Source organism: Streptomyces sp. SID486, from assembly GCF_009865385.1.
Classification (GTDB): Bacteria; Actinomycetota; Actinomycetes; order Streptomycetales; family Streptomycetaceae; genus Streptomyces.
This window is the reverse complement of the sequence record NZ_WWJT01000219.1, coordinates 1-21,150: the sequence shown is the minus strand read 5'-3', so window position 1 is coordinate 21,150 and position 21,150 is coordinate 1. Positions and strand designations below refer to the sequence as shown.

Annotated in this window: 19 protein-coding genes and 3 pseudogenes; 8 read left to right on the top strand and 14 right to left on the bottom strand. The window is 68.4% G+C overall.

Going from position 1 to position 21,150, the window contains the following annotated elements:
• Window positions 1-161: 161 nt before the first annotated feature.
• The gene (locus tag GT045_RS11595; RefSeq protein WP_161334099.1) at window positions 162-1,091 is read right to left on the bottom strand and encodes an ADP-ribosylglycohydrolase family protein; all 930 of its coding nucleotides are present in this window, start codon (window positions 1,089-1,091) and stop codon (window positions 162-164) included.
• Between the two features lie 507 nt (window positions 1,092-1,598).
• On the opposite strand from GT045_RS11595, the gene GT045_RS38860 reads away from it, so the two are divergent.
• The gene (locus GT045_RS38860; RefSeq protein ID WP_202527820.1) at window positions 1,599-1,919 is read left to right on the top strand and encodes a hypothetical protein; all 321 of its coding nucleotides are present in this window, start codon (window positions 1,599-1,601) and stop codon (window positions 1,917-1,919) included.
• A gap of 424 nt (window positions 1,920-2,343) precedes the next feature.
• Here the strand turns inward: GT045_RS38860 and GT045_RS11585 are convergent, their stop codons facing one another.
• From GT045_RS11585 to GT045_RS11575, 4 genes and pseudogenes are all read right to left on the bottom strand, one after another.
• A complete protein-coding gene (locus GT045_RS11585; RefSeq protein WP_161334098.1) occupies window positions 2,344-2,691 on the bottom strand; it encodes a hypothetical protein in 348 nt (115 codons plus the stop codon).
• Window positions 2,692-3,070: 379 nt separating this feature from the next.
• A complete protein-coding gene (locus GT045_RS38855) occupies window positions 3,071-3,391 on the bottom strand; it encodes a hypothetical protein (protein ID WP_202527830.1) in 321 nt (106 codons plus the stop codon).
• Window positions 3,392-3,547: 156 nt separating this feature from the next.
• Window positions 3,548-3,709, bottom strand: a pseudogene (locus GT045_RS11580) (transposase); the annotation flags it as partial.
• Window positions 3,710-3,909: 200 nt separating this feature from the next.
• Window positions 3,910-4,314, bottom strand: a complete 405-nt coding sequence (locus GT045_RS11575; RefSeq protein ID WP_161334097.1) for a type II toxin-antitoxin system PemK/MazF family toxin — start codon at window positions 4,312-4,314, stop codon at window positions 3,910-3,912.
• A gap of 166 nt (window positions 4,315-4,480) precedes the next feature.
• Between GT045_RS11575 and GT045_RS11570 the strand changes: the two are divergent.
• Together GT045_RS11570 and GT045_RS11565 are read left to right on the top strand one after the other, a co-directional pair.
• Window positions 4,481-5,177: pseudogene (locus GT045_RS11570) on the top strand (transposase).
• Window positions 5,178-5,302: 125 nt separating this feature from the next.
• Window positions 5,303-5,878 carry an N-acetyltransferase gene (locus GT045_RS11565; protein ID WP_161334096.1) on the top strand — a complete coding sequence of 192 codons (576 nt, stop codon included), beginning with the start codon at window positions 5,303-5,305 and terminating at the stop codon, window positions 5,876-5,878.
• A 540-nt stretch (window positions 5,879-6,418) separates the two neighbouring features.
• Here the strand turns inward: GT045_RS11565 and GT045_RS11560 are convergent.
• Window positions 6,419-7,756 carry a PLP-dependent aminotransferase family protein gene (locus GT045_RS11560; protein WP_161333812.1) on the bottom strand — a complete coding sequence of 446 codons (1,338 nt, stop codon included), beginning with the start codon at window positions 7,754-7,756 and terminating at the stop codon, window positions 6,419-6,421.
• Window positions 7,757-7,845: 89 nt separating this feature from the next.
• Here GT045_RS11560 and GT045_RS11555 point away from each other — a divergent pair, with 89 nt between their 5' ends.
• The 3 genes from GT045_RS11555 (at window position 7,846) to GT045_RS11545 (ending at window position 10,594) form a co-directional block, all read left to right on the top strand.
• Complete coding sequence (locus GT045_RS11555) at window positions 7,846-8,469, top strand: DJ-1/PfpI family protein (RefSeq protein ID WP_161333813.1); 624 nt, start codon at window positions 7,846-7,848, stop codon at window positions 8,467-8,469.
• 293 nt (window positions 8,470-8,762) lie between these two features.
• Window positions 8,763-9,332, top strand: a complete 570-nt coding sequence (locus tag GT045_RS11550; RefSeq protein WP_161333814.1) for a GNAT family N-acetyltransferase — start codon at window positions 8,763-8,765, stop codon at window positions 9,330-9,332.
• A 242-nt stretch (window positions 9,333-9,574) separates the two neighbouring features.
• The gene (locus tag GT045_RS11545; RefSeq protein ID WP_161333815.1) at window positions 9,575-10,594 is read left to right on the top strand and encodes a DUF2599 domain-containing protein; all 1,020 of its coding nucleotides are present in this window, start codon (window positions 9,575-9,577) and stop codon (window positions 10,592-10,594) included.
• Window positions 10,595-11,670: 1,076 nt separating this feature from the next.
• Here GT045_RS11545 and GT045_RS11540 read toward each other — a convergent pair.
• The 8 genes and pseudogenes from GT045_RS11540 to GT045_RS11510 form a co-directional block, all read right to left on the bottom strand.
• On the bottom strand, window positions 11,671-12,921 hold the full coding sequence (locus tag GT045_RS11540) for a multidrug effflux MFS transporter (protein WP_161333816.1): 1,251 nt from the start codon (window positions 12,919-12,921) through the stop codon (window positions 11,671-11,673).
• Window positions 12,922-13,314: 393 nt separating this feature from the next.
• Window positions 13,315-13,614, bottom strand: a complete 300-nt coding sequence (locus GT045_RS11535; protein ID WP_237538458.1) for a hypothetical protein — start codon at window positions 13,612-13,614, stop codon at window positions 13,315-13,317.
• A gap of 176 nt (window positions 13,615-13,790) precedes the next feature.
• Complete coding sequence (locus tag GT045_RS11530; RefSeq protein WP_237538459.1) at window positions 13,791-14,198, bottom strand: STAS domain-containing protein; 408 nt, start codon at window positions 14,196-14,198, stop codon at window positions 13,791-13,793.
• Window positions 14,199-14,323: 125 nt separating this feature from the next.
• On the bottom strand, window positions 14,324-15,274 hold the full coding sequence (locus GT045_RS11525; RefSeq protein ID WP_345942583.1) for a sensor histidine kinase: 951 nt from the start codon (window positions 15,272-15,274) through the stop codon (window positions 14,324-14,326).
• The gene (locus GT045_RS11520) at window positions 15,271-16,026 is read right to left on the bottom strand and encodes an MEDS domain-containing protein (RefSeq protein WP_237538460.1); all 756 of its coding nucleotides are present in this window, start codon (window positions 16,024-16,026) and stop codon (window positions 15,271-15,273) included. Before GT045_RS11520 ends, GT045_RS11525 begins: the two co-directional genes overlap by 4 nt.
• Window positions 16,027-16,079: 53 nt before the next feature.
• Window positions 16,080-16,310 (bottom strand): hypothetical protein, encoded by a 231-nt coding sequence (locus GT045_RS39610; protein WP_237538461.1) that lies wholly within the window; start codon window positions 16,308-16,310, stop codon window positions 16,080-16,082.
• Window positions 16,311-16,458: 148 nt separating this feature from the next.
• Entirely contained in the window at window positions 16,459-16,770 is a 312-nt protein-coding gene (locus tag GT045_RS39605) for a helix-turn-helix domain-containing protein (RefSeq protein WP_345942584.1), read from the bottom strand.
• Between the two features lie 1,031 nt (window positions 16,771-17,801).
• A pseudogene (locus GT045_RS11510) lies at window positions 17,802-18,155 on the bottom strand (hypothetical protein); the annotation flags it as partial.
• A gap of 218 nt (window positions 18,156-18,373) precedes the next feature.
• On the opposite strand from GT045_RS11510, the gene GT045_RS11505 reads away from it, so the two are divergent.
• Window positions 18,374-20,536: a PA14 domain-containing protein gene (locus tag GT045_RS11505; RefSeq protein ID WP_161333818.1), complete on the top strand. Its 2,163-nt coding sequence runs from the start codon at window positions 18,374-18,376 to the stop codon at window positions 20,534-20,536.
• 369 nt (window positions 20,537-20,905) lie between these two features.
• The coding region (locus tag GT045_RS11500; protein ID WP_345942585.1) for a transposase family protein at window positions 20,906-21,150 on the top strand (245 nt) is incomplete at its 3' end.

Below are 21,150 nucleotides of genomic sequence, written 5' to 3'. Positions count from 1 at the left end.
TGCCCATGGTCAGCCGGGGCTGCTGCCCTGGGACGGTGCCCATGGTCATCCGGTGCTCGGATTCGATGTCGGGCAGATGGAGTCGTCCTCCTTGCGGAGCGACTGGTCTGGTGACCGCGGCTGAGGCCGGAGTTCGTGGAGAGTGCGGAGCAGCACGCGGTTCAGCCTCCGAGGCGGTGTGCAAGCTGGAGCAGGTCTGCCAGGTACAGCACCCGCCCGTCGAAGCCCGGGAGGGGGACATGGAGCGGTCGGGTCCACCGCTCGGGGATCGCATCCAGCCCGTAGTACGCCCCCGCGAGGCCTCCGGTCACCGCGGCGACTGTGTCCGTGTCACCGCCGAGGTCGATCGCCGCGCGTATCGCGTCTTCGAAGCTGGTGGTGGTGCGCAGGGCCCAGACGGCTGAGCCCAGGCAGGGCCAGACCGCGCCGTTGAACTCGGTTGCCTGATCGGGGTGCCAGTCGGGCGCGAGGACGGTGGCGTAGCGCCCGCGGTGGTCGGGGTGGACAAGGGCCAGGATGTCCGGAAGCGCAGCGAGGGGGTCGGTGTCCTCGAACGTGAGGCGGATGAGTTCGTGGAAGATCGCGGTGCCCTCCCAGGCCGCGCGGTCGCCGTGGGTGAGGGCGGCGATGCGGTGGGCCGCATCCACGGTGGCTTCCTGGCCGGCGGGTGCGAAGTAAACCGCAGAGGTAGATGCCCGCATCAAGGAACCGTTCCCCGCTGCTCGTTGGTTGACCTGGAAATGAATCGCGGCGGCGAGGTCCCAGGGCGCGCCGTTGGTCAGGGCGTCCTCGGTCTGCAAGCCGATGTCCTTCGGCTCTGATGCCGCCCACCGCTGGAAGCGGGCGAAGATGTCCGGCAGATCCAGCCCGCTCCGTTCCAGCAGGGACTCCGCGACCAGGACGGCCATCTGCGTGTCGTCAGTGGCCTCGCCGGGGTCCCAGCCACCGCCTCCGCACATCTCGCCACCGGCACCGGGCGCGGGAAACCGCGCGGAGAACGCTCCTGGAGGGCCAAACTCGAAAGGGGCGCCCAAGGCGTCGCCCACCGCTGAGCCGACGACCGCGCCGGCCGCTCGCTGAATCCACTTCATTCGCGCAGGTTAGCTGCGCCGTGGCGACGGCCGCACGGCCCTGTCGGCTTCCTAGGCGCTCCGGACCATCGAAGGCGAACGCGTCTCGTCCACGGAGGTGCACTGTCTGAGACACCTTGGCTCTGAGACACCCGTACAGGTCATGCAACGTGGGCACCGTCGGCCGTTGGATGTGGGTGGCGGTGGGCGAGCGGGTCGACCACCACCACCGTGCGGGCGTCACCCGCCAGGTCGGTGTTGGGGCCGGCTCGCAAGGCACCATCCATACTCTGGGCGTCGACGGCCATCTCTGCCTCCGCGTCGACCACGGCTCTCCGTCCATTAATGAAAAGCCTGTTTCATGTACTTGCACAGCTACGCACGGGAAGACGGTGCACTGTGGGACGACCTTCCGATCCCGCCCGGCGTGACCGCGTTCTGGCGCAGGCCACTGACTACGTCCTCGCGGAGGGACTAGCCGGATTGAGTCTTCGTCCGCTGGCGGTTGCACCGGGTACCAGCCCGCGGATGCTGCTCTACGACTTCGGCAGCAAGCAAGAGCTGGTTGCCGCAGTTCTCGCCGAGGCCCGCCGACGCGGCGCCGAGCGCCTTCGGCACGGCCTTCCGCCGAGCGGCACCACTGTCCAGGAGCGGCTGCGCGAGATCTGGACGTGGCTGAGTGCGCCCGAACGGGCCCCGTTCGTCCGACTGTTCTTCGAAATACACGCCGACCTGCCTGCCCACCCCGATCACCACCCGGACCAGCCAAGGGCCGTCACCGACTGGTTCGGCCGAGGAGCCGCTTCTGTAGTCACTCCCTCGGAGAGCGCGTCGGAGGGGGTGCGGTGAGATGCCGCGATGTCACTCGGATGACACACCTTCATGCGGCGGGAGAATCACTTCACTTGGGCTCTCCCACCCGGCCCGGCCGTAGCAGCTCGGGCCCGGGCACGGGAGCGCTCAGCATGGCGTCCGGCGGCATCCAGGTCACACCGGACCGTCCCACCGAGCGTTCCGGTGCTGTCGTTCTGCTGCTGAGTACCGCCAAGGGGTGAGCATGGGAGAGCCCCGCACGTGATCGGACCGCTGAGAGTTCCGACTCGCAGACGCCCTGAACATGGACGGCCCGGACGGGGCGCGCACGCCTGCGCGAACTGGTCGCCCCCTGGGTCGCCTCGCGACGCGACGACTTCAACGGTGCCCCGGCCGCGTGGCTGGCACGTGGCCGGGGCACCATCCTGCTGCGTTCAGCCCCACCTTCGGGAGATCAACGCTACTCGTCCTCGTCGCAGCTGTTGTCGAACTTCTCGTAGGCTTTTTGATACGCCGCTTCGTAGGCGATGTCGTACTTCTGGTAGTCCTTCTGCTTGTATTTACTCTTCTTCGCTTCAGGATTGTCGGACTTCCCCCAGTTGCAGTGACTGCCGTCCTTCTTCCCAGCCTTTTCCCCGTCCAGCGCACCCTGCGCGCCAGGGCTCTTGGAGGCGGGGACCTGCGGGGCGGATGCCGCCGGGCCATGGATGGTGGCGGCTGCTGCCTGCGTCATCAGCGACGGTGAGCACAGAAGTGCCGCTGCGGCGAGAGGGCTCGCCAGGACCACGATGCATCGTTTCGCGTGCATGGTTATCCTCTGCTTCCGTGAGGGGACGCGCACAGGGAATCTCGCCTCTGGCCATGACGCATCCCGTGTGCGAGGTGTCCAGAGCGGTATTACGCGTGATGTACTGAGCACCATGAGAGCCGGTGGATTCCGGCTTGCGGCGCCGATTTCCTTACGTGCGGACCTGACTACTCCTGCACGCGCGGTGTCTGTCCTTCGACCGTAACGAGCGACATCTGCGGTGTCCACTTGTGCATACCGAGCGTAATTGACGCCTCAACTGTGCGGCGAGGTCGTAATGGGCCGTTGCGGGTTCTCTTCCTGGCAAGGCGCCGGACGCGAGCGCCATTCCTTCGGTAGCACGGGGCGAGCCCGACATCGGCTTCCCCGGCTTCTGAGATCACAGCACGACGGCTGTTTCCGCGCGGCCGCCCTCTTCTTCGTCTCCGGCAGTTCGTGCACCGACCACGGGCCCGACCACGACAGGGCAACGCGCCGTCCGTACGGTCAGGACCGTGGGGCCGCCAGGGCCGACTGCACCAGACTGCGCGCCGGCCTGAGTGACCCAGGCGCGAAGAGCGACCAGGAGGGTGGCGGCGATGAGGGAGACCAGGACCGGGCCCTTGCCGCGGGCGGCGGAAGGCGCGGTGGCGAGACCGACGACGACCGCCACACCGGAGCCGATCCAGAGCAGTACGACGAGCAGCGCGAGCGTGGACACAAAGTCCCTGGGGCGTGTCCGCAAAGTCAGCGCAGCCAGGGTCGTACGCAGGCGAGGTTGACCATGGCGACCAGTCGACCGCACCGACCGCACCGACCGCACCGACGGCATCGGAGTGCGGCACGACGTGGGCCAGGAGCCGGCGCCGTCGGCCGACCAGCGGCGGAAGCGTTCAAAGACCGTCTTCCACGGCCCGTGGCGCTCGGGCGGATCCCGCCAGGCCGCCCCGGCGGACAACTGCCACAGGATGCCGCTCACCCCCTGGCGACGGTCCGGCACCGGACGGTCCATCCGCGACGGAGCCGGCAACGGCTCGATCGCCGCCCACGAGTCATCCGTCAGCTCATGACGACGCACCACGAACGAACCAACGGCACCGCCACTTTGCGTTCATGGCCCAGTGTTCCGGCCGTAGATCGTGATCTCGATGGTGCGGGGCGTCGAGGCGGCAGGTGTCCAGCGTGAATCATCTCGCCCGAGATCGCCTATGCCGTCGCGGGCGTCGACTCCTTCTCTGTCTACCCGAGTTCACCGCGACGGAGGGCGTCCCTTATCTCGCTGAGCTTCGCGGTCGTTGCCGGGGTCGGCTCCTGTGCTTCCTCAGCGAGTCGGAGGGCAGCGTCGATCTCGCCGAGTTTCCTGGAGGACAGGACGGCCGCCCGCTCTATCAGGTCGTCCCGGGACACGGTGGTCAGCCACGTGCACGGGGTGAAACCTGGACGCGGGAACGCGAGCCGCAGCACGCCTTCGAGCGGCAGCCCTTCACCGGCGCCGACCGTCACTTCGATGCCCAGATCGCTGATGTCGAAGCCCGCCGGAGCGACGACCTGCATCACCTGGAACCCGGACGCGTCGTCTCCTGACAGCAGTACGACCAACCTTCGCTCGTCGAACTGGACCCACCAGACTTCGCCACGTTGCACAAGCCCTCCGATACACAGGACGGCAGGCGGACGCTGCGCGACCTGACGCGGTGTGGAGACGGGTGCGGCCACCGTTGGTCATCGGTGTGTGAAGGTAAACGATCACGCGGTGGCCACAGGTCACAGAGTAGACCCTGCTTGCTGGCAGGAGGCGTTCGCGGGCCTGATGAGCCGGATAGCGGGACGCGCTTCACACGGGTCGAATCCCGACGCCGGGCCTGGAAGTCGGTACTCGGCCTGTTGTCGGACCTGCGGCGCAGGAACTGCTGGACCATCGCCGAGTTGGCTGGGGACAGGCCCCCGGACGGCATGCAGCACCTGCTCGGGAGGGCGAAGTGGGATGCCGACCCGGTCCGTGACGAGGTGGGTGACTTCGTAACGGAGCATATGCACGACGGCGAGGCGGCGCTGGTGGTCGACCTCACCAATCCCCAGCCCGGGAGCCGGCAGCTGCTGATCCGCCGCAGCCGCAGCACCGGCGAACGTGCCTGCTACCGCTGCTACTCGCCTGCCCCATCGCCGCTGACCACCCTGGTACGCGTCGCTGGATCAAGGTGGCGGAGTGAGGAGTTTTTCCAGTCCGGTAAGGGCCTGGCTGCCCTGGACGAGCACCAGGTCCGCCGCTAGCCGTCCTGGCCCCGCTGGTCACCTTGGCCATGCTCGCGCACGCCTTCCTCGCTGTCCTCCGCGCGAACGAACACGAGGATCATCACTCGCCCGACGAGCTGATACCGCTCACCTGTGACGAGATCCAACGGCTGTTCATCACATCGTCAACCGGACCGTCTCTGACACTGTCCACCGGCTTCGCCGGTCCGCCTGGCGGCGCCGCCACCCTGGCCCGATCCCAGACCAGCCACTAGCAACTTCAAGCCGCTCAGGCAGGAAGAGCACGATCTACGGCTGTAGTACTAGGTACGTGGGTCAATAACGGCTTGGCGGGAGCGCGGAATCTCGGCTGGACCTTGGGCTGGCTAGGCTGCCGGTCATGAATCCGGCCCTGACCAGCGGTACGACCACTGAGCCCGTCATCCTTGACGCCAAGCAGCTGACATCCGATCCGGAACTGGAGGCCCGGTTCGCGGAGTCGGTCCACCAGATCTTGGGGGACCTCGTCAGGGGAGGGGCCGCGCTGGGCTGGATCGAACCACCCTCGCGAGATGACGTGGCAGAGCTTCTCGGCCGCGTCGTCTCCGCGGTGCAGGCCGGGGACGCGGCCCTGCGTGCTGCCTACCTCGACCGTCGGCTTGTCGGGTTGGGGTACTGGCTGCGCTACACCCGGCCGACCCACCGGCCACACGCCGATCTGGAGAAGATCGCGGTAGAGGCTGCTGCCCATGGTCGTGGCGTCGGCCGGAGACTGACCGCCGCCCTGATCGCTGACGCGCGGGAGCAGGGTATCGAGGTCCTCACCCTGGACGCCCGTGGCGACAACACCAATGCCCTGCATCTCTACCGGTCGCTGGGCTTCACTGAATACGGCCGTCTCCCCGACTTCGTCGCCGTCGGCGAACACCGCTACGACAAGGTCTTCTACATGCTGGACTTGCGCCGCCAAAGCTGACCACTGCCACACACGAAGGCCCGGCGGCACTCAGCGAACTCCCATGCGAAGGCCCGGCTGGTCATGGAGGAGGCGGCCGACCGGGTCCGCCCCAAACTCCGACGCGATCGGCCCGGCCGGAGCGGCCCTGCGCGCCTCCTGACCGCCCGGCGTTACGCCACGGCGGCCCGCTTCGCCAGCGCCACAAGCGGTGAGCGCTGGCCTTTGGGCACCACGCGTAGCCGCTGCCAACGTCACGGTAGAAGGCGGGTGCGCCGGGATTGCCGAGGTGAAGTTGAGCGTCTCGCAGCGGTCGAGGAGTTGGCGTTGGAGCGAGGGCAGCGCAGTGACGCGCAGGGTGTAAGCCCCTGGCCGCGCCCTACGTCCACGCCTTGGTCGAGCACGGACCGCTTGGCGGCCTCCAGGTCGGTGGCGTGCAGGAAGGCGGCGACCTTGCCCCGCATGACGAGAACGACCTCCGCCAGCCCTTGAATTGCACGGGTTCATCGGACAGTCGTTCGCCTGTCGTCAAACGATCGGCAGAAGGGCTGGAGCCCGCGCTCAGGCACAGGCGTCCTCGACGGCGACTCGGCGCACCGTGCGCAGCGCCGACCGGAGAGTGTCCAGATCGGTCGAGCCCAGAGCGAGGCGGATCGCCTGTGGTGTGTGCGTCGAGGTGGTGAACGGCTCCGCCGTGGTGACCGAGATGTGCCGGCGCGCGAGGGTGGCGGTCAGGCGGTCCGCGCGTGCGTCCTCGGGCAGTGGCAGCCAGGTGAAGTAGGACGAGGGGTGGCCGATGAGCGGGAGGTCCGTCAGCTCCTGCCTGACGATCGCCTGGCGCGACTTGGCATCGTCTCGTTTCTGCGCTTCCAGGCGGTTCACTGTGCCGTCGTCGAGCCAGCGGCAGGCGATGGCGGTGGTGAGGGCGGGGGTGTTCCAGGTGGTCGCCCGGATGGCGCGTTCGAGCGAGGGCACCGCAGGCGGCGGGGCGACGACGAAGCCGACCCGCAGACCGGTGGCGATGCTCTTGGACAGTCCCGAGACGTAGACGGTGATGTCCGGCGCGGTTGCCGCCAGAGGCGGGGGAGGGTCCTCGACCAGGTAGGCGTATGAGGCGTCCTCGATGATGAGCGGACCGTACTTTCGAGCGATCCCGATCAGGCGGGTGCGGTCGGTTGCCGACATCACCCAGCCCAGAGGGTTGTGCAGGGTGGGCATGGTGTAGATCGCGCGCACCGGGCGGGTCGCGCACAGTTTTTCCAGGGCATCGAGATCCGGTCCGTCGGCGGCGGTGGGGACGGGCTCCAGGTCGAGATGGAAGGCGTGCGCGAGCACCTTGAAACCCGGGTAGGTGAGTGCGTCGACCGCAACGACGTCGCCGGCGCTCAGTGTGGCCATGACGGTGATGGCCAGGCCGTGCTGGGCACCGTTGGCGATGAGGATCCGATCCGCGTCGGCGGTGATTCCCCGGCGTCTGAGGTGTCGTGCGATGGAGGCTCTGTCCTGTGGACGCCCACTGTGTGGTTGGTAGCGCAGCAGCGAGTCGAGATCACCGGAGGCGGCCACCTCGCGCATGGCCTGCCGCAGGAGATCGGCCTGGCCGGGTAGGGACGGGTAGTTGAAGTTGAGGTCGACCGCGTCTGTGGCGACGGCTTGCTGATCGACGCCGTGACCGGCGGGGACCGCGAGGTCACGCACGAACGTGCCACGGCCCTGTTCGCGGCTCACCAGGCCCATCGCCTCCAGTTCGGCGTACACCCGGGTCGCGGTCACCACGGCGATGCCCTCGCGGGCAGCGAGCCCGCGGTGGGTCGGCAGCCGCACCCCCGGGGCGAGGCGCCCGGCCCGGATGTCGGATGCCATGGCGTCAACCAGGGTCTTGTATCGCGAGGCTGCCATACACGGGATTGTATCCATGACAATTCTTTGACTGTCCTGCTCGCGGGTTCCTACCGTCGAGTCCCACGCATCCGGAAAGGACAGCCGTCGTGCACATCGCCATCCTGACCTTCGAGGGCTACAACGAGCTCGACTCCCTGATCGCGCTCGGTGTGCTCAACCGCATCAAGACCGATGACTGGCGGGTCACCATCGCGACCCCCAGCCCGAAGGTGACGTCGATGAACGGCGTGGTCATCGAGCAGATGTCCACTCTTGAGGATGCCTGCGCCGCTGACGCCGTCATCGTCGGCAGCGGCATCGCCACCCGAGAGGTCACCGAAGACCCGGCGATAATGAACGTCCTGCGGGGACTGGACCCCTCGCGCCAGCTCATCGCGGCGCAGTGCTCCGGCGCGCTCGTGCTGGCCAGGCTCGGCCTGCTTAACGACATCCCCGCCTGCACCGACCTCATCACCAAGCCGTGGGTCGTCGCCGCCGGCGTCGAGGTCCTCAACCAGCCCTTCTACGCCAAGGACAACATCGCCACCGCCGGCGGCTGCCTGGCCTCGCACTACCTCGCCGCCTGGATCATCGCCCGCCTCGAGGGCAACGACGCCGCCGAAGGCGCGCTGCACTACGTCGCCCCGGTCGGTGAGAAGGAGGAATACATCGAGCGCGCCTGGCGCAACATCACCCCCTACCTGCCCGCTCCCACACCGGCGCTCGTCTGACCAACCAGTCGCAAGCAACTTGTCGAGGCGGCGGGATCCTCCGGGACGTGCCGGAGGATCCCGCCGCTGCCGCTCACCACCGAGAGGTCGAGAAGCTCCGCGGCTTGGGGGATCGTTTTCCGTCCGGCCTCCTAGCAGTGGAGGGGAATCCGTGAGCTCTCGATTCTCTTCAGTAGGGGCTGGCGCATTGATCTGTCGCAGGTGCGCTGGTCGCCGCGGCCTGCCCGGCAGGTCGGGTCGCAAGCCGTCCAAAACTCGACCCTCGCCAATTGGACCGGTCATAAGTTCATGCCATGACGACCGTTGACGACATGGGATACGAGTTCCGCACTGCCCGGCATGAGGACACCGAGGCCATCAAGGCACTCGACGGGTCCTTCACCACGCACACCATCTTCCACGTGGCCGTCACCGAAAACGGTTTCTCCCTCCAGGAAATCCCGGTGGACCCGCCCATCCACAAGGTCTTCCCAGCCGAGAACACCGACGACGCCGACGCCCTCGCGGACGAGGGGGATCCGAACAGCCGCACCTTCGTCGCCGTCGGCACCGACGGCAGTCTGGCAGGCTTCGCCACTGTCTCCTACGCTTCATGGAACCGACGGCTGGCCATCGATGACATCGAAATCGCCCCGGCACATCGGGGCCAAGGCGTCGGCCGCGCCTTGATCGGCCACGCCGTCAAGTTCGCCCGTGAGTCCGGTGCCGGGCACATCTGGCTGGAAGTCACCAACATCAACGCCCCGGCGATCCACGCCTACCAGAGAATGGGATTCACCTTCTGCGGCCTGGACACGACGCTCTACCACGGCACACCCTCATCGAGTGAACTAGCCCTCTACATGAGCATGCCCTGCCCCTGAGCAGCCGACCGGCGGCTGACAACAAAGGCCGATACGTCGCCCGGCGTGACCGTCATCCCCCTGGGGAAAGGTGACCGTGAGGGTCGGGACCAGGCGCGCTGCGTGCTCGGATCTCGGACAGGGGCCGGGTGAACGCCTTAGGGTGCGAACATCCACCAGGAAGACGCGAGGAAGGGAAATTCCGATGTAGCCCGGCCGAATTTCCTCTCCTTGCGCACCTCTTCTCCCGGTACCTTGCCGGGGTGAAAACACTGCGAAAACTCGCCTTGTTCGCGGCAGCCTGCCTGGCGGCCCCCTTCCTTACTTCGTCCCCGGCAGCCGCAGCCGACCGCGACTTCTGCGGGAAGACCGTTTCAGGCGCCATCCTCGACAAGTACATCGCGATGGGCGACGTGTCCTCGCCGCTGAAATGCCCGGTGACGGACGAGATGACCGCTCCCGACGGGCGCGGCCGGTACAGCCACTTCCAGGGCGGCTCGATCTACTGGTCGGCGGCGACCGGCGCCCACCCGGTATGGGGGGCGGTGCGCGACAAGTGGCAGGCGATGGGCTGGGAGACGTCCGCGCTCGGTTACCCGAAGTCGGACGAGCTGAAAAACGCGGACGGCAAAGGGGTGCGCCAGGAGTACGAGGGCGGCACCGTGTACTGGTCGGCGGCGACCGGTGCCCACCCGGTGTGGGGGAAGATCGGCGCGACGTGGGGCGAGTACAGCTGGGAGAACAGCGCGTTCGGCTACCCGGCGTCCGACGAGACGGACGGTACCGGCTCGTGGACGGATGTCGACACCGGGCAGGTCCACACGTACCGGCTGGTGACGCAGAAGTTCGCCTCGGGTGCGACGCTGTTCTGGATTCCAGGCGGTGCGACGGAGGGCTGCGGCGGGGAGTGCACCGGCTACGAGGTGGAGGCACCGGGCAGCCTCGTCAAGCGGGTGCGAGTGAACCTGCCGACGGATTCGGACAAGTTCGTGCTGATGGTCTTCCCGACGGATGCCGGGTTCCGGGGTGGTATCGACAAGGCCGTCCAGGGATGGCAGGAGGTGTGGACGAACACGCCGAATCCGCTGCGTCTGGACACGACCGACGAGGCGGAATCCCTGCGTGAGCAGTATGCGTGTCACGCCGCGTACGCGCACCAGGACTCCGACGGCAGCTGGAACACCGGCAATTCGTGGGATCTGGAGTCGGACAGGCCGAACGTGAGCTGGACGTACGCCACGGACGCCCTGTTTGTGGCGATCCACAAGTGCAACTGGACTTGATCAGGTGCTGAACGAAATCGCCCGGACAGGTGCAGGGTGGTCTGGTCGACACCTGAGGCGAGGGGAACGGCACCCCCTGGCACCCGTGTTCACATTCCGTGTGCTGCCGACACTGCGCCTCGGCGATGCGGGAAACGAGGTTGTCCCCTGATATTCACCAGCCGACCGCGCTGAGTGGGGTCGGGGCGAGGCAGAGAACAGCGGACGCAAGCGTGCTCGGGGACGCACGCGGTGCCGTAGGCGCGGGCACAGGTGCTGACGGAGAGCTTGTCGCGCTCGAAGTGACCGCGGAAGTCCTCTCATTCGGCATCGGTAGGGGTGCGGTATTCCTTCTGCAGGGCGCAGGGCGCAGGGCGCAGGGCGCAGGGCGCAGGGCGCAGGGCGCAGGGCGCGGCGGCTGATGAAGGCGCGGTGGGCTTCGATGGTTTCTTCCGGGTAGATCGCGTTGTAGCCCGTCGGGGTGTTGATGTCGGCGTGGCCGGCGATGACCTGCGCGATATGAGGCGTGAGGCCGGAGCGGATGGCATCGGTGCTGAACAGGCGGCGGAAGTCGTGTGGCGCGAAGGCCAGAGGTCGGCCGGTTGGGTCGGTGAGGCCGATGAAGGCGAGGACCTCTCCCAGCGGGCCGCGGATGAACTCGCCCGACATGCGGGATCCTGCCCCGCCGCGGTCCCACTGCAACTGCAGCGGGGACGGTGGATGCCAAACGCGTTCCTCATGGTCGTAGGCGGATACGAGCGGGGTGGCACCGGTTCGCGGGTCGCGGGTCGCGGACACGTCGGATGACGGTTGCCGGGACGTCGGCCAGTTCTGGGCTGACGAGCACGACTCGCTCTTGGCCGGTCTTGGCGGGAGCGATCTGGAACGGTGGGACGATCTCGCCGGTGGTAGGCAGGCGGTACCGGATCTTCGCGCTCCTCCTCCTGATAGGCCGGCCCAGCGCGGGGCAGCGGCGCCCAGGGGGTTGCGAACAGGCCGTGTCGCGCCGTTGTCGAACGTACGTCGTGTGATGGCGAGGGCCCCGGCGCATGCCGGGGCCCTTGGATGAGGTTATTCACCGCGTCGCTGGGGTGGAACTACTTCGGCTCGTGGGCGCTGAGGTGACCTCGGGTGAGGGCAGCGAAGCAGGTGAGTGCCGCGGCCGCGGCGAGGGTCTGGATGAGGGCCACGGGGACGGCGCTGCCGGTGAGGCCGGCCAGAGGGGAGACGAGGGCTCCGATGAGGAAGCCGGAGGAGCCCAGGAGGGCGGAGGCGGATCCGGCGGCGTGGGCGGTGCGGTTCATGGCCAGTGCGTTGGCGTTGCCGATGAGGAGGCCGAGGCTGGAGACGAGGACGAACAGCACCGTGCAGACGGCCGGGAGGCCGGGGTGGCCGACCAGGCCGGTGGCGAGGGCGAGCATGACAAGGCTCGCCAGTAGTAGCAGGCCGAGTCCGGCGGTGACGATGGCGTGGACGGGGAAGCGGCGGATGAGGTAGCGGCCGTTGAGCTGGCCGGTGGCGACCATGCCGGCGGCGTTGAGGCCGAAGAGCAGGGCGTAGGTCTGGGGGCTGGCGTCGTAGAGGTTCTCCAGGACGAAGGGGGATGCGGAGAGGTAGGCGAAGAAGGCGGCGAACGCGCCGCCGGCGGCTACGAGGCAGCCGGTGAAGACAGGGTCGGCGAGCAGGCTCCGCATCTGTGTCAGGCCCATGCCTCGGGCGCGGCGCGCGGCCGAGGGAAGGGTTTCGGGCAGACCGAGCGCGATGGCGGCGACGACCGCCAGGCCGAGGACGGCGAGGGCGGCGAAGATGCCGCGCCAGTCGGTGATGTGCAGAAGCTGCGCTCCGAAGAACGGGGCGACGACCGGGGCGACACCGGAGATGAGCATCAAGGTGGAGAAGACCTGGGCGATTTTCACGCCCTCGTAGAGGTCGCGGATGATCGCGCGTGCGATCACGATGCCGGCGGCACCGGCGGCGCCCTGGACGAACCGCAGCCCCACCAGCATGCCCGCGGTGGGGGACAGCGCACAGGCGACGGAGGCGGCGGTGTAGAGGGTCATGCCCGCCAGCAGGGGGCGGCGACGGCCGAGGCGGTCGGAGAGGGGGCCGACGGCGAGCTGGCCGAGCGCCATGCCGATCAGGCAGGAGGTGAGGGTGAGCTGGACGACGACCGCGGTGGTGGTGAAGGTGCTGGCGACGTCCGGCAGGGCCGGCAGGTAGACGTCGGAGGACAAAGACGGCAGCGCGGTCAGCGCGGCCAGGACCAGGAAGATCAGCGGACGCCCGGGGGCCGTCGCGGAGGTGCTGTCAGTGGCGGGAGCAGCCGTGTTCTGCGCAGGGCCGGACAAAGATCGCTCCTTGGAGAGGGGGAGGGGGTGGCGTCGAATCTAGCGCTGTTTGCCCAGGTCAGAGGCTCTCCAGTGCGCCCGCGAAAACCCTCTGCGGCGCGCTGACGGCATGGGTGCCCCGGCGCCGGCAGAGCACCTCAGAGGCTGCGCGAGATGGCGTGAGAGGAGCTGTCAGCGGCCCGGGTGGGCGCCTCGCGTGACTCGCCGACCGCACTTTCTCTCCAGTGTGACGTCGGAAAGTCCGTACGCCTCTGGAGGCCCCCTAAGGGCCTATCACCACCCTCGTGTAGGGGGGATGGGGAGTTGGCCGCTTTAGGCCACCTGATGGCCCTTGGGGGCCGCCTGAGGTCGCCGCTGCAAACGGGTCGATGTTCCGCTGACTGGACAACAGAGTTACTCCACGAGAACGACGATCAAGACAGTCGCTTCGTAGCGGACCGCGAGCTTGTCGTAGGGCGTGGCGACGCAGCGGTTCCTCTCGAGCCGGTCAATGCCGCACTCGACCGCGTGACGCTCGCGGTAGTCGCCGGGGTCGAAGCTCGGTGACCGACCGCCGAGCGTGCCTCGCTTCCGGCGGTTGCGGACCTGGTGGACCTTGTCGGAGATGGTGCTGCGCAGCCCGCGGCGGCGCGGGTAGGTGCGGCTCCTGCGCGAGGCGTACGCCTTGGCCCCAGAAGGTGGAGTACGGCGCACCGAGTGCGATGCCGGCGTCCGGTACCGCTCAGCTCGGAGCTGGCCGCTCGCAGACGAGATGAGCCGGGGGTGGCGGCTTGCGGCTCGCTGACGAGATGGAAGCGGGGGTGGCGGCTCGTAGCGGAGTCGAGCGGGGGGTGGTAGCTCGTCACATGCCGTCTGTCCGGATCTTGGTTTCAGGCGTGGTCGAGCGCCTCCGTGTCATCAGCACGGGCGCCTGCAACGCGCCCTTCGAGCGCAGCCTGCACGGTCGGGAAGACGGGGAGCAGCGTGTCGAGGCCGAGGACGCGCCACACCTGCTGATAGTGGTCGCCGAGGGCGGCGAGACGCAGGGTGCCGGCATGGTCGTCGAGCGTGCGGGACAGCGTGATGATCAGACTGATCCCCGAGGAGTCGAGGTACTGCACTTCGGAGGCGTCGAGTACGAGGGTCCTGCAGCCGTCCTTGATCAGGTCTTCGCACCAGGTACCGATGTCGGAGGCGTTGTCGTAGTCGACCTCGTTCGGCAGTTGGACAACCGTCGTGTCCGCGTGCTGTACACGCACCCTCAGCATCGAGAACCGACTCCCATTCCCATCGCTCATGCCCTTGACACTGGCGCCTTCCTCTTTGCCGCCACCCGGCCGTACCCCTGCGCCTACCCTGGGAGGCGTCGCTCACGCGTGCCTTACGCGCTGGGCCGGCGAGCAGACCGCGGGCCCCGGCGAGCTCAGCCGGGCACCTCGGTGTGCAGGCGTATCGTGGTCCCTTCGTCCGGTGTGGACCGGATCTCGACAAGATCGCAGAGCTGGTGGACGAGCCACAGCCCGCGTCCGCCCACCTGCCTCGCGGTCGGCATGGTACGGCCGGCCAGTGGGTCGTCGAGGTAGCCGGTGTCGCGGAACTCGCAGACAAGCCGTTGTTCCTCGTTCCAGGTGCGCAGCACGCCCTGTCCGCCGCCGTGGCGGATGCTGTTGGTGGCCACCTCCGTCGCCGCCAGGTGCAGTTCGCGTAGGCGCCGACCGGACAGGCCGTGCTGTTCGGCGCAGGCAGCGATCTTCTCTCGGAGGGCGGACAGGTCGCCGCTGGTGTAGACGAACTCGTCGTACGGGTTGCAGGGGTCGGTGAGGGCGCTGAAGGCATACGCTGCTCGCGCGTCGTAGTCCTCGTTCGGCACCGTCCGGCCGTTTCTGCGGATCTCGGAGTGGCAGCGTGTCATCTGGGGCAGGGCGGCCTGGTCCCGTGCGACGTCATAGGGGCACAGCAGCCACCAGGCCGGGCCCTGGGCGAACGCCCTGTTGAGCAGCCACTCGTGGTAGCGCAGTTCCTCGGCCTCAGCGGTACTGCGGACCTGGTCCCAGGGGGTTTCGCCGATCCCGCGGACAGGCCGCCCCTCCGAGACGTGCTCCTTGATCCATGCTTGCCAGGCAGCGATCAGCCGTCCCGGATGCCGCGCCACCCGGCTGGTGTCGACATAGCGCACGGTGTCGTTCTCACGGATCTCCGCACGCAGCAATGACGCCTTCTCCTGCGGTACGGCCACGACGACGGCCTCGTCACCGTCGAGCGCTTCCTGGATAAAACCCAAAGCGCCCGCGACGAATTCATCGCTGCCTGAGTACGGATACAGCTCGTGCCGGTACCCGGTGCCTTCGAGAGGAGCGGAGGAAGAGGGGGTCACGGCGCCATCACCACCGGAATATCGGGAATCGCGAAGCCGGACAGCTTCCAGGCGAGCCGCACGGTCTCGTTGGTGTCCTCCAGGATGACCTTGCGGTCCGGAAGGTGCCTGGCGGCATCGGCCAGCGCACTCATCCCGGCGGCGTCGAAGAACTCCAGGCTCTGGCAGAGCAGACGCACCGCCGGCGTGTGAGCGAGGAGGGTGCACAGGATGGTGCGAAAGGCCACCGCGCCGTCGCTGTCGACGGTCCCGGTCAGCGTCCAGCCTTCCCGCTCGGTTCGGTACACCCGGAACGCGGGGGAGACCGGACGGCCGCCCACATGATGCGGATGCACACAACTGATCTGCTGCAGAGCCGGCAGGTCCCAGTCCGCACCGCTGTACGCGCAGACCACCATGGCTCCGGTGTCGGCGGCGAACTCCTCAAGGTCGAGCTCGCTGCGCAGCCACTCACCGTTCCGCTCCGCGCGAGGGCCGGGCACGACATGGTGCAGCACGCGAAGGGAGCGGAACCCTTCCCGGTCCGCCGTGGCCGCCTCCCGACGCACCGCGGAGAGAAGGGAGCCCTGCAACCGGGCAGGGTCCAGTACGAGCGGTGCGAACTCGCTTTCCGCTCGTGAGGCGGGGCCGACGATCACGACCTTGTCGCCGTGCAACGCGCCGTCCGCGACGAAAGCCCGGCTGCGGTCGATGACGTCATCGCCACGATCCAGCAGGTGGCAGACATGATCGCCGGTGTCGACCTCATCCAAGGATGGCAGTACGCGCGGCGTCCTCACTACTCCTCCCTCGTTCCTCCCTCACTCTACTGCTCCCCTGATCTCCCCCCTGTGGGGCTCCGTGCGACGGCCGTGTAGCGGCTGGTGCGCTCGACCAGCGGGGCCACGGCCGAGCGCCGGGTGCCCAGCGCGAGGTCGCCTTCCCAGTGGCCTGGGACCATGCGGTCCTCGGCCTCGGCGGGGCGGCTGCTGATGGACACCACGCCGCGGATGACGTCCCGCCCGGTGGGACGGTGGGCGAGCTTCGGGCGGCGCATGGGCCTGTCTGACCCTGTCCGCTGGGTGAAGCTGCGGTCGATCACCTGGCGCCGTCGGGGGTCGTGGAGCGAGAGGCAGATCGCTACGTGCGAGATCTGCACGGTGGCGCCAGCAGGGGATTGCCGTCGCAGCCGTCCCAAGATCTGCTCAGGCGATCAGCACAGAGCCAGCTTGGCCTCCACCAGGGCGCGCAGCCGACCGTTGGGTGCGCTCGGCCGGGTCGGGCCGACGCCGGCGCGTGTAGGCCGCCGGATCCGCGGAGGCCGCTCGGTAGAGGTTCCGGCCGCCGTTGCGGGCGATCTCGCGCGAGACGGTCGGAGGAGATCGGCCCAGCCGCTTGGCCGACCGTCGAGCCGATTCCCCGGCCGCGATGCCGCGGGACGTCTCCTCGCGCTCGCTGCCGGTCAGGTGCCGCTCGGAGCGCCGCTGCGGGGGAGACGGATGCCCCCGCTCTGTCACAGAGATCGACCGACGGGGTGCATCGGCGCCCCGAGTGCCGACCCGATCAAGCTGAACGACTGCTCTTCACGCCGCCGTCTCCAGACCTCGTCCTGCTGAGCCGTCGAGAACCCGTAGTCACGCACCTGTGCCTCCACGATCACCCAGTCATCGGTGGGTGGTGCGTCGCCATCGGTGGGTGGTGCATCGGTCACCTGGGGGCGCCATCGTTTGCCGACAGGGGGGATGACCGCGTCGACTCGTAGACGGAGTCGTCGAAGTACTCGGTGGTGTCGGCGTCCCGTCCTGGGCCGGACGGCACAGCCCGCGGCCCCATCGGCCTCGCGCGGATGTGCTAGATGGTGGCGGCCGATCGATGGTGGCTCGTCATGGTTCCTGTTCGAAGGGCCAGACGCGGAAGGAACTGGGCTTCCAAGACTTCGAAGGCCGGCGGTGCCGCCGGCCTTCGAAGTCTTGGAAGCCCAGTAACTCAACCGTTACCAGGCAGTTCCGCCCCATACGCGGGGCGAGGCCAGGTGTGAGTTGTAGGTGGTGCAGTACGCGTACGAGGTGGTGCCGGATGCCGCGGCTGCGCCCTGGGCGGTGCGTCCGTTCGCACACTTGGCCCAACCAACGAAGGTGCTGCCCGTGCACTTGATGCCTGCGGTGTTGCCGTCGTCGAACACCTTGCTGCACGACAGTGCGGACGGGGCTTGAGGAGCCGCCGACACAGAGGACACGGAGGTCGCTAGGCCCGCCCCGACCAGGGCCAGCGTGGCGAACGAGCTTGCTAAGACGCGCTTCATTGGTACACCTTTCCGACTCGCGGTTGTGGGGCTCATCGCCCCGCATAAAAGGCATGCTTGCGTCAATCCGGGTGGATAGGCAGACAGAGGCGGCTTTCTTGACCGGGAGTCATGCGTAATCTGACTGTCGAGGCTCTCTTGACGTGCCGAGGCCAGAGCCGAAGGGCGGACGCGTCGCGCTCGCCCGGGCGTACCCGCACTCACCCATCCCGGCCCGGCGTTTGTGATCTTCGAGCGGGTGCCCGCCTATGCGTCGGCTCCATGCCTGTCGAGGCAGAGCACCGCCTGGGTGTGGTGCTTGCCCTGGGCGATTTTCTTGTCGTAGTGGGCCCGGGAGGCCGGGTCGCCGAGGGCGGCGAATGCAGGCCCGGGACGATCAGCGTGGGCTGCCTCGGTCTCCGGGACAGTCGCGGTCTGCTCGTCCAGGACGGCGGTCTGCTCGTCCAGGGCGGCGAAGACATCCTCGACCCGCCGCTCGGCCATCCCCGGTGCCTTCGGCCGCGGCAGTGTGACCAGCCGCCGACGGCCCGCCTTGCGTATCCGGGCCGGGGACCCGAATGGTTTCAACGGCGTGAGGACCGCCGGGTGTTGTAGCCGCGGCAAGCGACGGCCTGCCCCCAAATCGCCTATCGCAAGTGATCTTTCGATGCCACTATTGGGACGGCATACACGCCTTGTCCTCATCTCCCCATCGGAAATGTGAGCATCCGTAGATGCGAATATCCCTCGGCGCGGCGCGCCGTACAGGTGGTGCGGTCGTACTCTCCTTGGCCACAGCCCTGGCCGGGCTCGCTTTCCCCGCGACCGCACATGCGGCCGTGACCTGCTCGGCAGGTGTGTGGAAGGCGCAGTACTACGCCGACACCACCCTCTCCGGCACTCCGAAGGCCACTGCCTGCGATACCGCCATCGCCGAGAACTACGGCTACGGCGACCCCTCCGGCGTGACCTTGCCGAGCGACTACTTCGGCGTTCGCTGGACCACCACCCGCAACTTCGGCTCCGGCGGCCCCTTCGACCTGAGCGTCGCCGTCCAGGACGGCGCCCGCGTCTACCTCGACGGCGACCGCAAGATCGACCTGTGGCGCAACGTCAGCTCAACCCAGCGGAAGGCCGTCCGCCTCACCGTTCCGCGCGGGACCCACACCCTGCGTGTGGACTTCGGCGCCTTCACCGGCACCGCCGACATCTCCTTCTCCTACAAGCCGGTCGTCAGCGCCACATACGACAAGACCGCCCCCTTGGCCCCGGTCGGTGTGAAGGCCAGCTACTCGTTGGCCACCCTGAAGACGAGCCTGGCATGGTCACGCAACTACGAGATGGACCTGGCCGGCTACCGCGTCTACCGCCGCATCGCCGGCACCCACGACTGGAGCCTGCGCAACTCCACCCTGATCACCGGCACCACCCTCACCGACGCGCCCCCGGCCACCGGCGCCACCTACGAGTACGCCGTCCGCGCCGTCGACCGCTGCGGCAACGTCTCCGCGCTGTCCGCGGTCACCAGCGCCGTCAGCGCCGACAGGACGGCCCCAGCCGTACCCACCGGGCTCACGGCCATGTACGACCCGTCTGCCGGCGCCCGGCTCTCCTGGACCCCGGTGAGCGGAGCGACCTCCTACGGGGTGCAGCGGGCCGTCGCACCTACGGGGCCGTTCGCCTCCGTCGGCACCGCCACTCAGATCGCCGCCCTGACCGACCCCTCCGCCGCCACGGGCACGACCTACTACTACCGCGTGCGGGCCAAGGACAGCGCGGGCAACGCCTCCGCGTACTCCGCGCCCATCCAGCTCGACGCCACCGAGGCGAAGCCGCTGCCGCCGACGGCCATCTCCGCGAACGGCTGGGCCGACCGCAACACCGTCGGCTGGCGGTACGACGGCGACGCGTCCCACCGGTTCCACGTCTATGCCGCCGAGTCGGCCTCCGGTCCGTGGACCCGGCTGACCAAGACGCCGGTCACCGGCCCCGGCTACGACGACTACGCGGCGCCCGTCGGAGAGGTGCGTCACTACCAGGTCAGGACGGTCACGGCTCTCGGCACGGAGTCGGACCCGTCAGCGACGGCCTCGGCCACCCGCACCGGCGACGTCACCCCGCCACACATGCCGTACGGCCTGGACGCCTGGGACGGCACAGACGGCGTGCACCTGGTCTGGACGCCCAACACCGACGACACGGACCACTACCTCGTCATGCGCAAGCCGATGTTCGGCGCGTGGGAGCAGGTCGCCGTCGTCCGGGACGCCAAGTTCCTCGACACCAGCACCCCGGCCGACGTGCAGTTCGGCTACACCGTCCGCGCCGTCGACGCGGCCGGCAACGTCTCCCCCCTGCCCGAGCCCGGCTACGGCACCGTCTACGGCAAGCGCCTGCCCGTCTACGAGAAGCCGGCTGCGCCCGCCGCGGTCACCGCGACGGCTGACGACGGCGACGTCAAGGTGGAATGGACCGCGAGCACGTCGACCGATGTAGCCGGCTACTACGTCTACCGCACGACCGGCACGGACCCGACGACGGCCTACTCGGTCTCACCGCTCATCACCGGGACGACGTTCACGAACGAGGACGTCCCCGCCGGCAGGACCTGGTACTACGTGGTGCGCGCCGTCAGCACACACAGTCAGTGGTCCGACTTCTCGCCGATGGCCGAGGCCACCGTGGTCTGCCCGGTCCTGACCGCACCGGCCACCCCCCGGATCACCGGGGGCGGCAGGGGCGCGGACTACGCCCAGCTCAACTGGGAGGCCGGAGCATGCGACCAGGGTGCCACCGTCTCCTACGACGTCTACCGGTCCACGTCCAGCTCGGACGTCTTCACCCCTGAACACCGCATCGCCACGGGCGTGACCGCACAGACGTACAAGGACCCCGGTCTGGCGCGGGCCTACTACTACTATGTCGTCACCGCCGTGGCAGCCGACGGCACCGAATCGACCCCGCAGTCCGTGCCGTTCGGGATATCGATGATGGCGCCCTGACGCCGCGTTCGTTCCCTCACCCCGCCGTCGGACGTCTCATGCCTCCAGGCGGCGGGGGCTTTCCCGGCGTAGGGCGACAGTGCGACCAAGGTGACGGCTCCGCCGAACCCCTGCGCGCGGCATCCTCCTTTTCGGCACAGGCCCCCGGGCCGCGTCACGAGCCGTCGCTGAAGGCGTCGGTGCCCATCGCCCTCACTGCCTCACGGGTGAGGACGGAGACGGCACCGCCGCTCGCGGCCCGGACGCCCCCTTCTTCACGAACTCGCGGTGACGGTCCCGCGGCTGGGCTGCCGGAGCCTGGATCGGCTGCTGTTCATGCTGCTAAGGGCTGTCTCGTAACTCGATGAGTTGGTTGGCGTTGAGCTGGTCGTGCAGGTGCTCTCCGCTCAACGGACTGTGTTCATCGAGGTGTTTACCGGGCTACGTCCGGCCCAGTTCCGCCGCCTGGTGCAGGCGGTACGGATCAAGGGCGGACGCGCCCTGGCACCCTCCCGGCCGGGGCGGCCGTGGGCACTGGACCTGGAGGACCGGGTCCTGCTGGTGGCGATGTACTACCGCACCAACCTCACGATGCGGCAGCTGGCGCCCCTGTTCGGGATCTCTCCGGCAGCGGT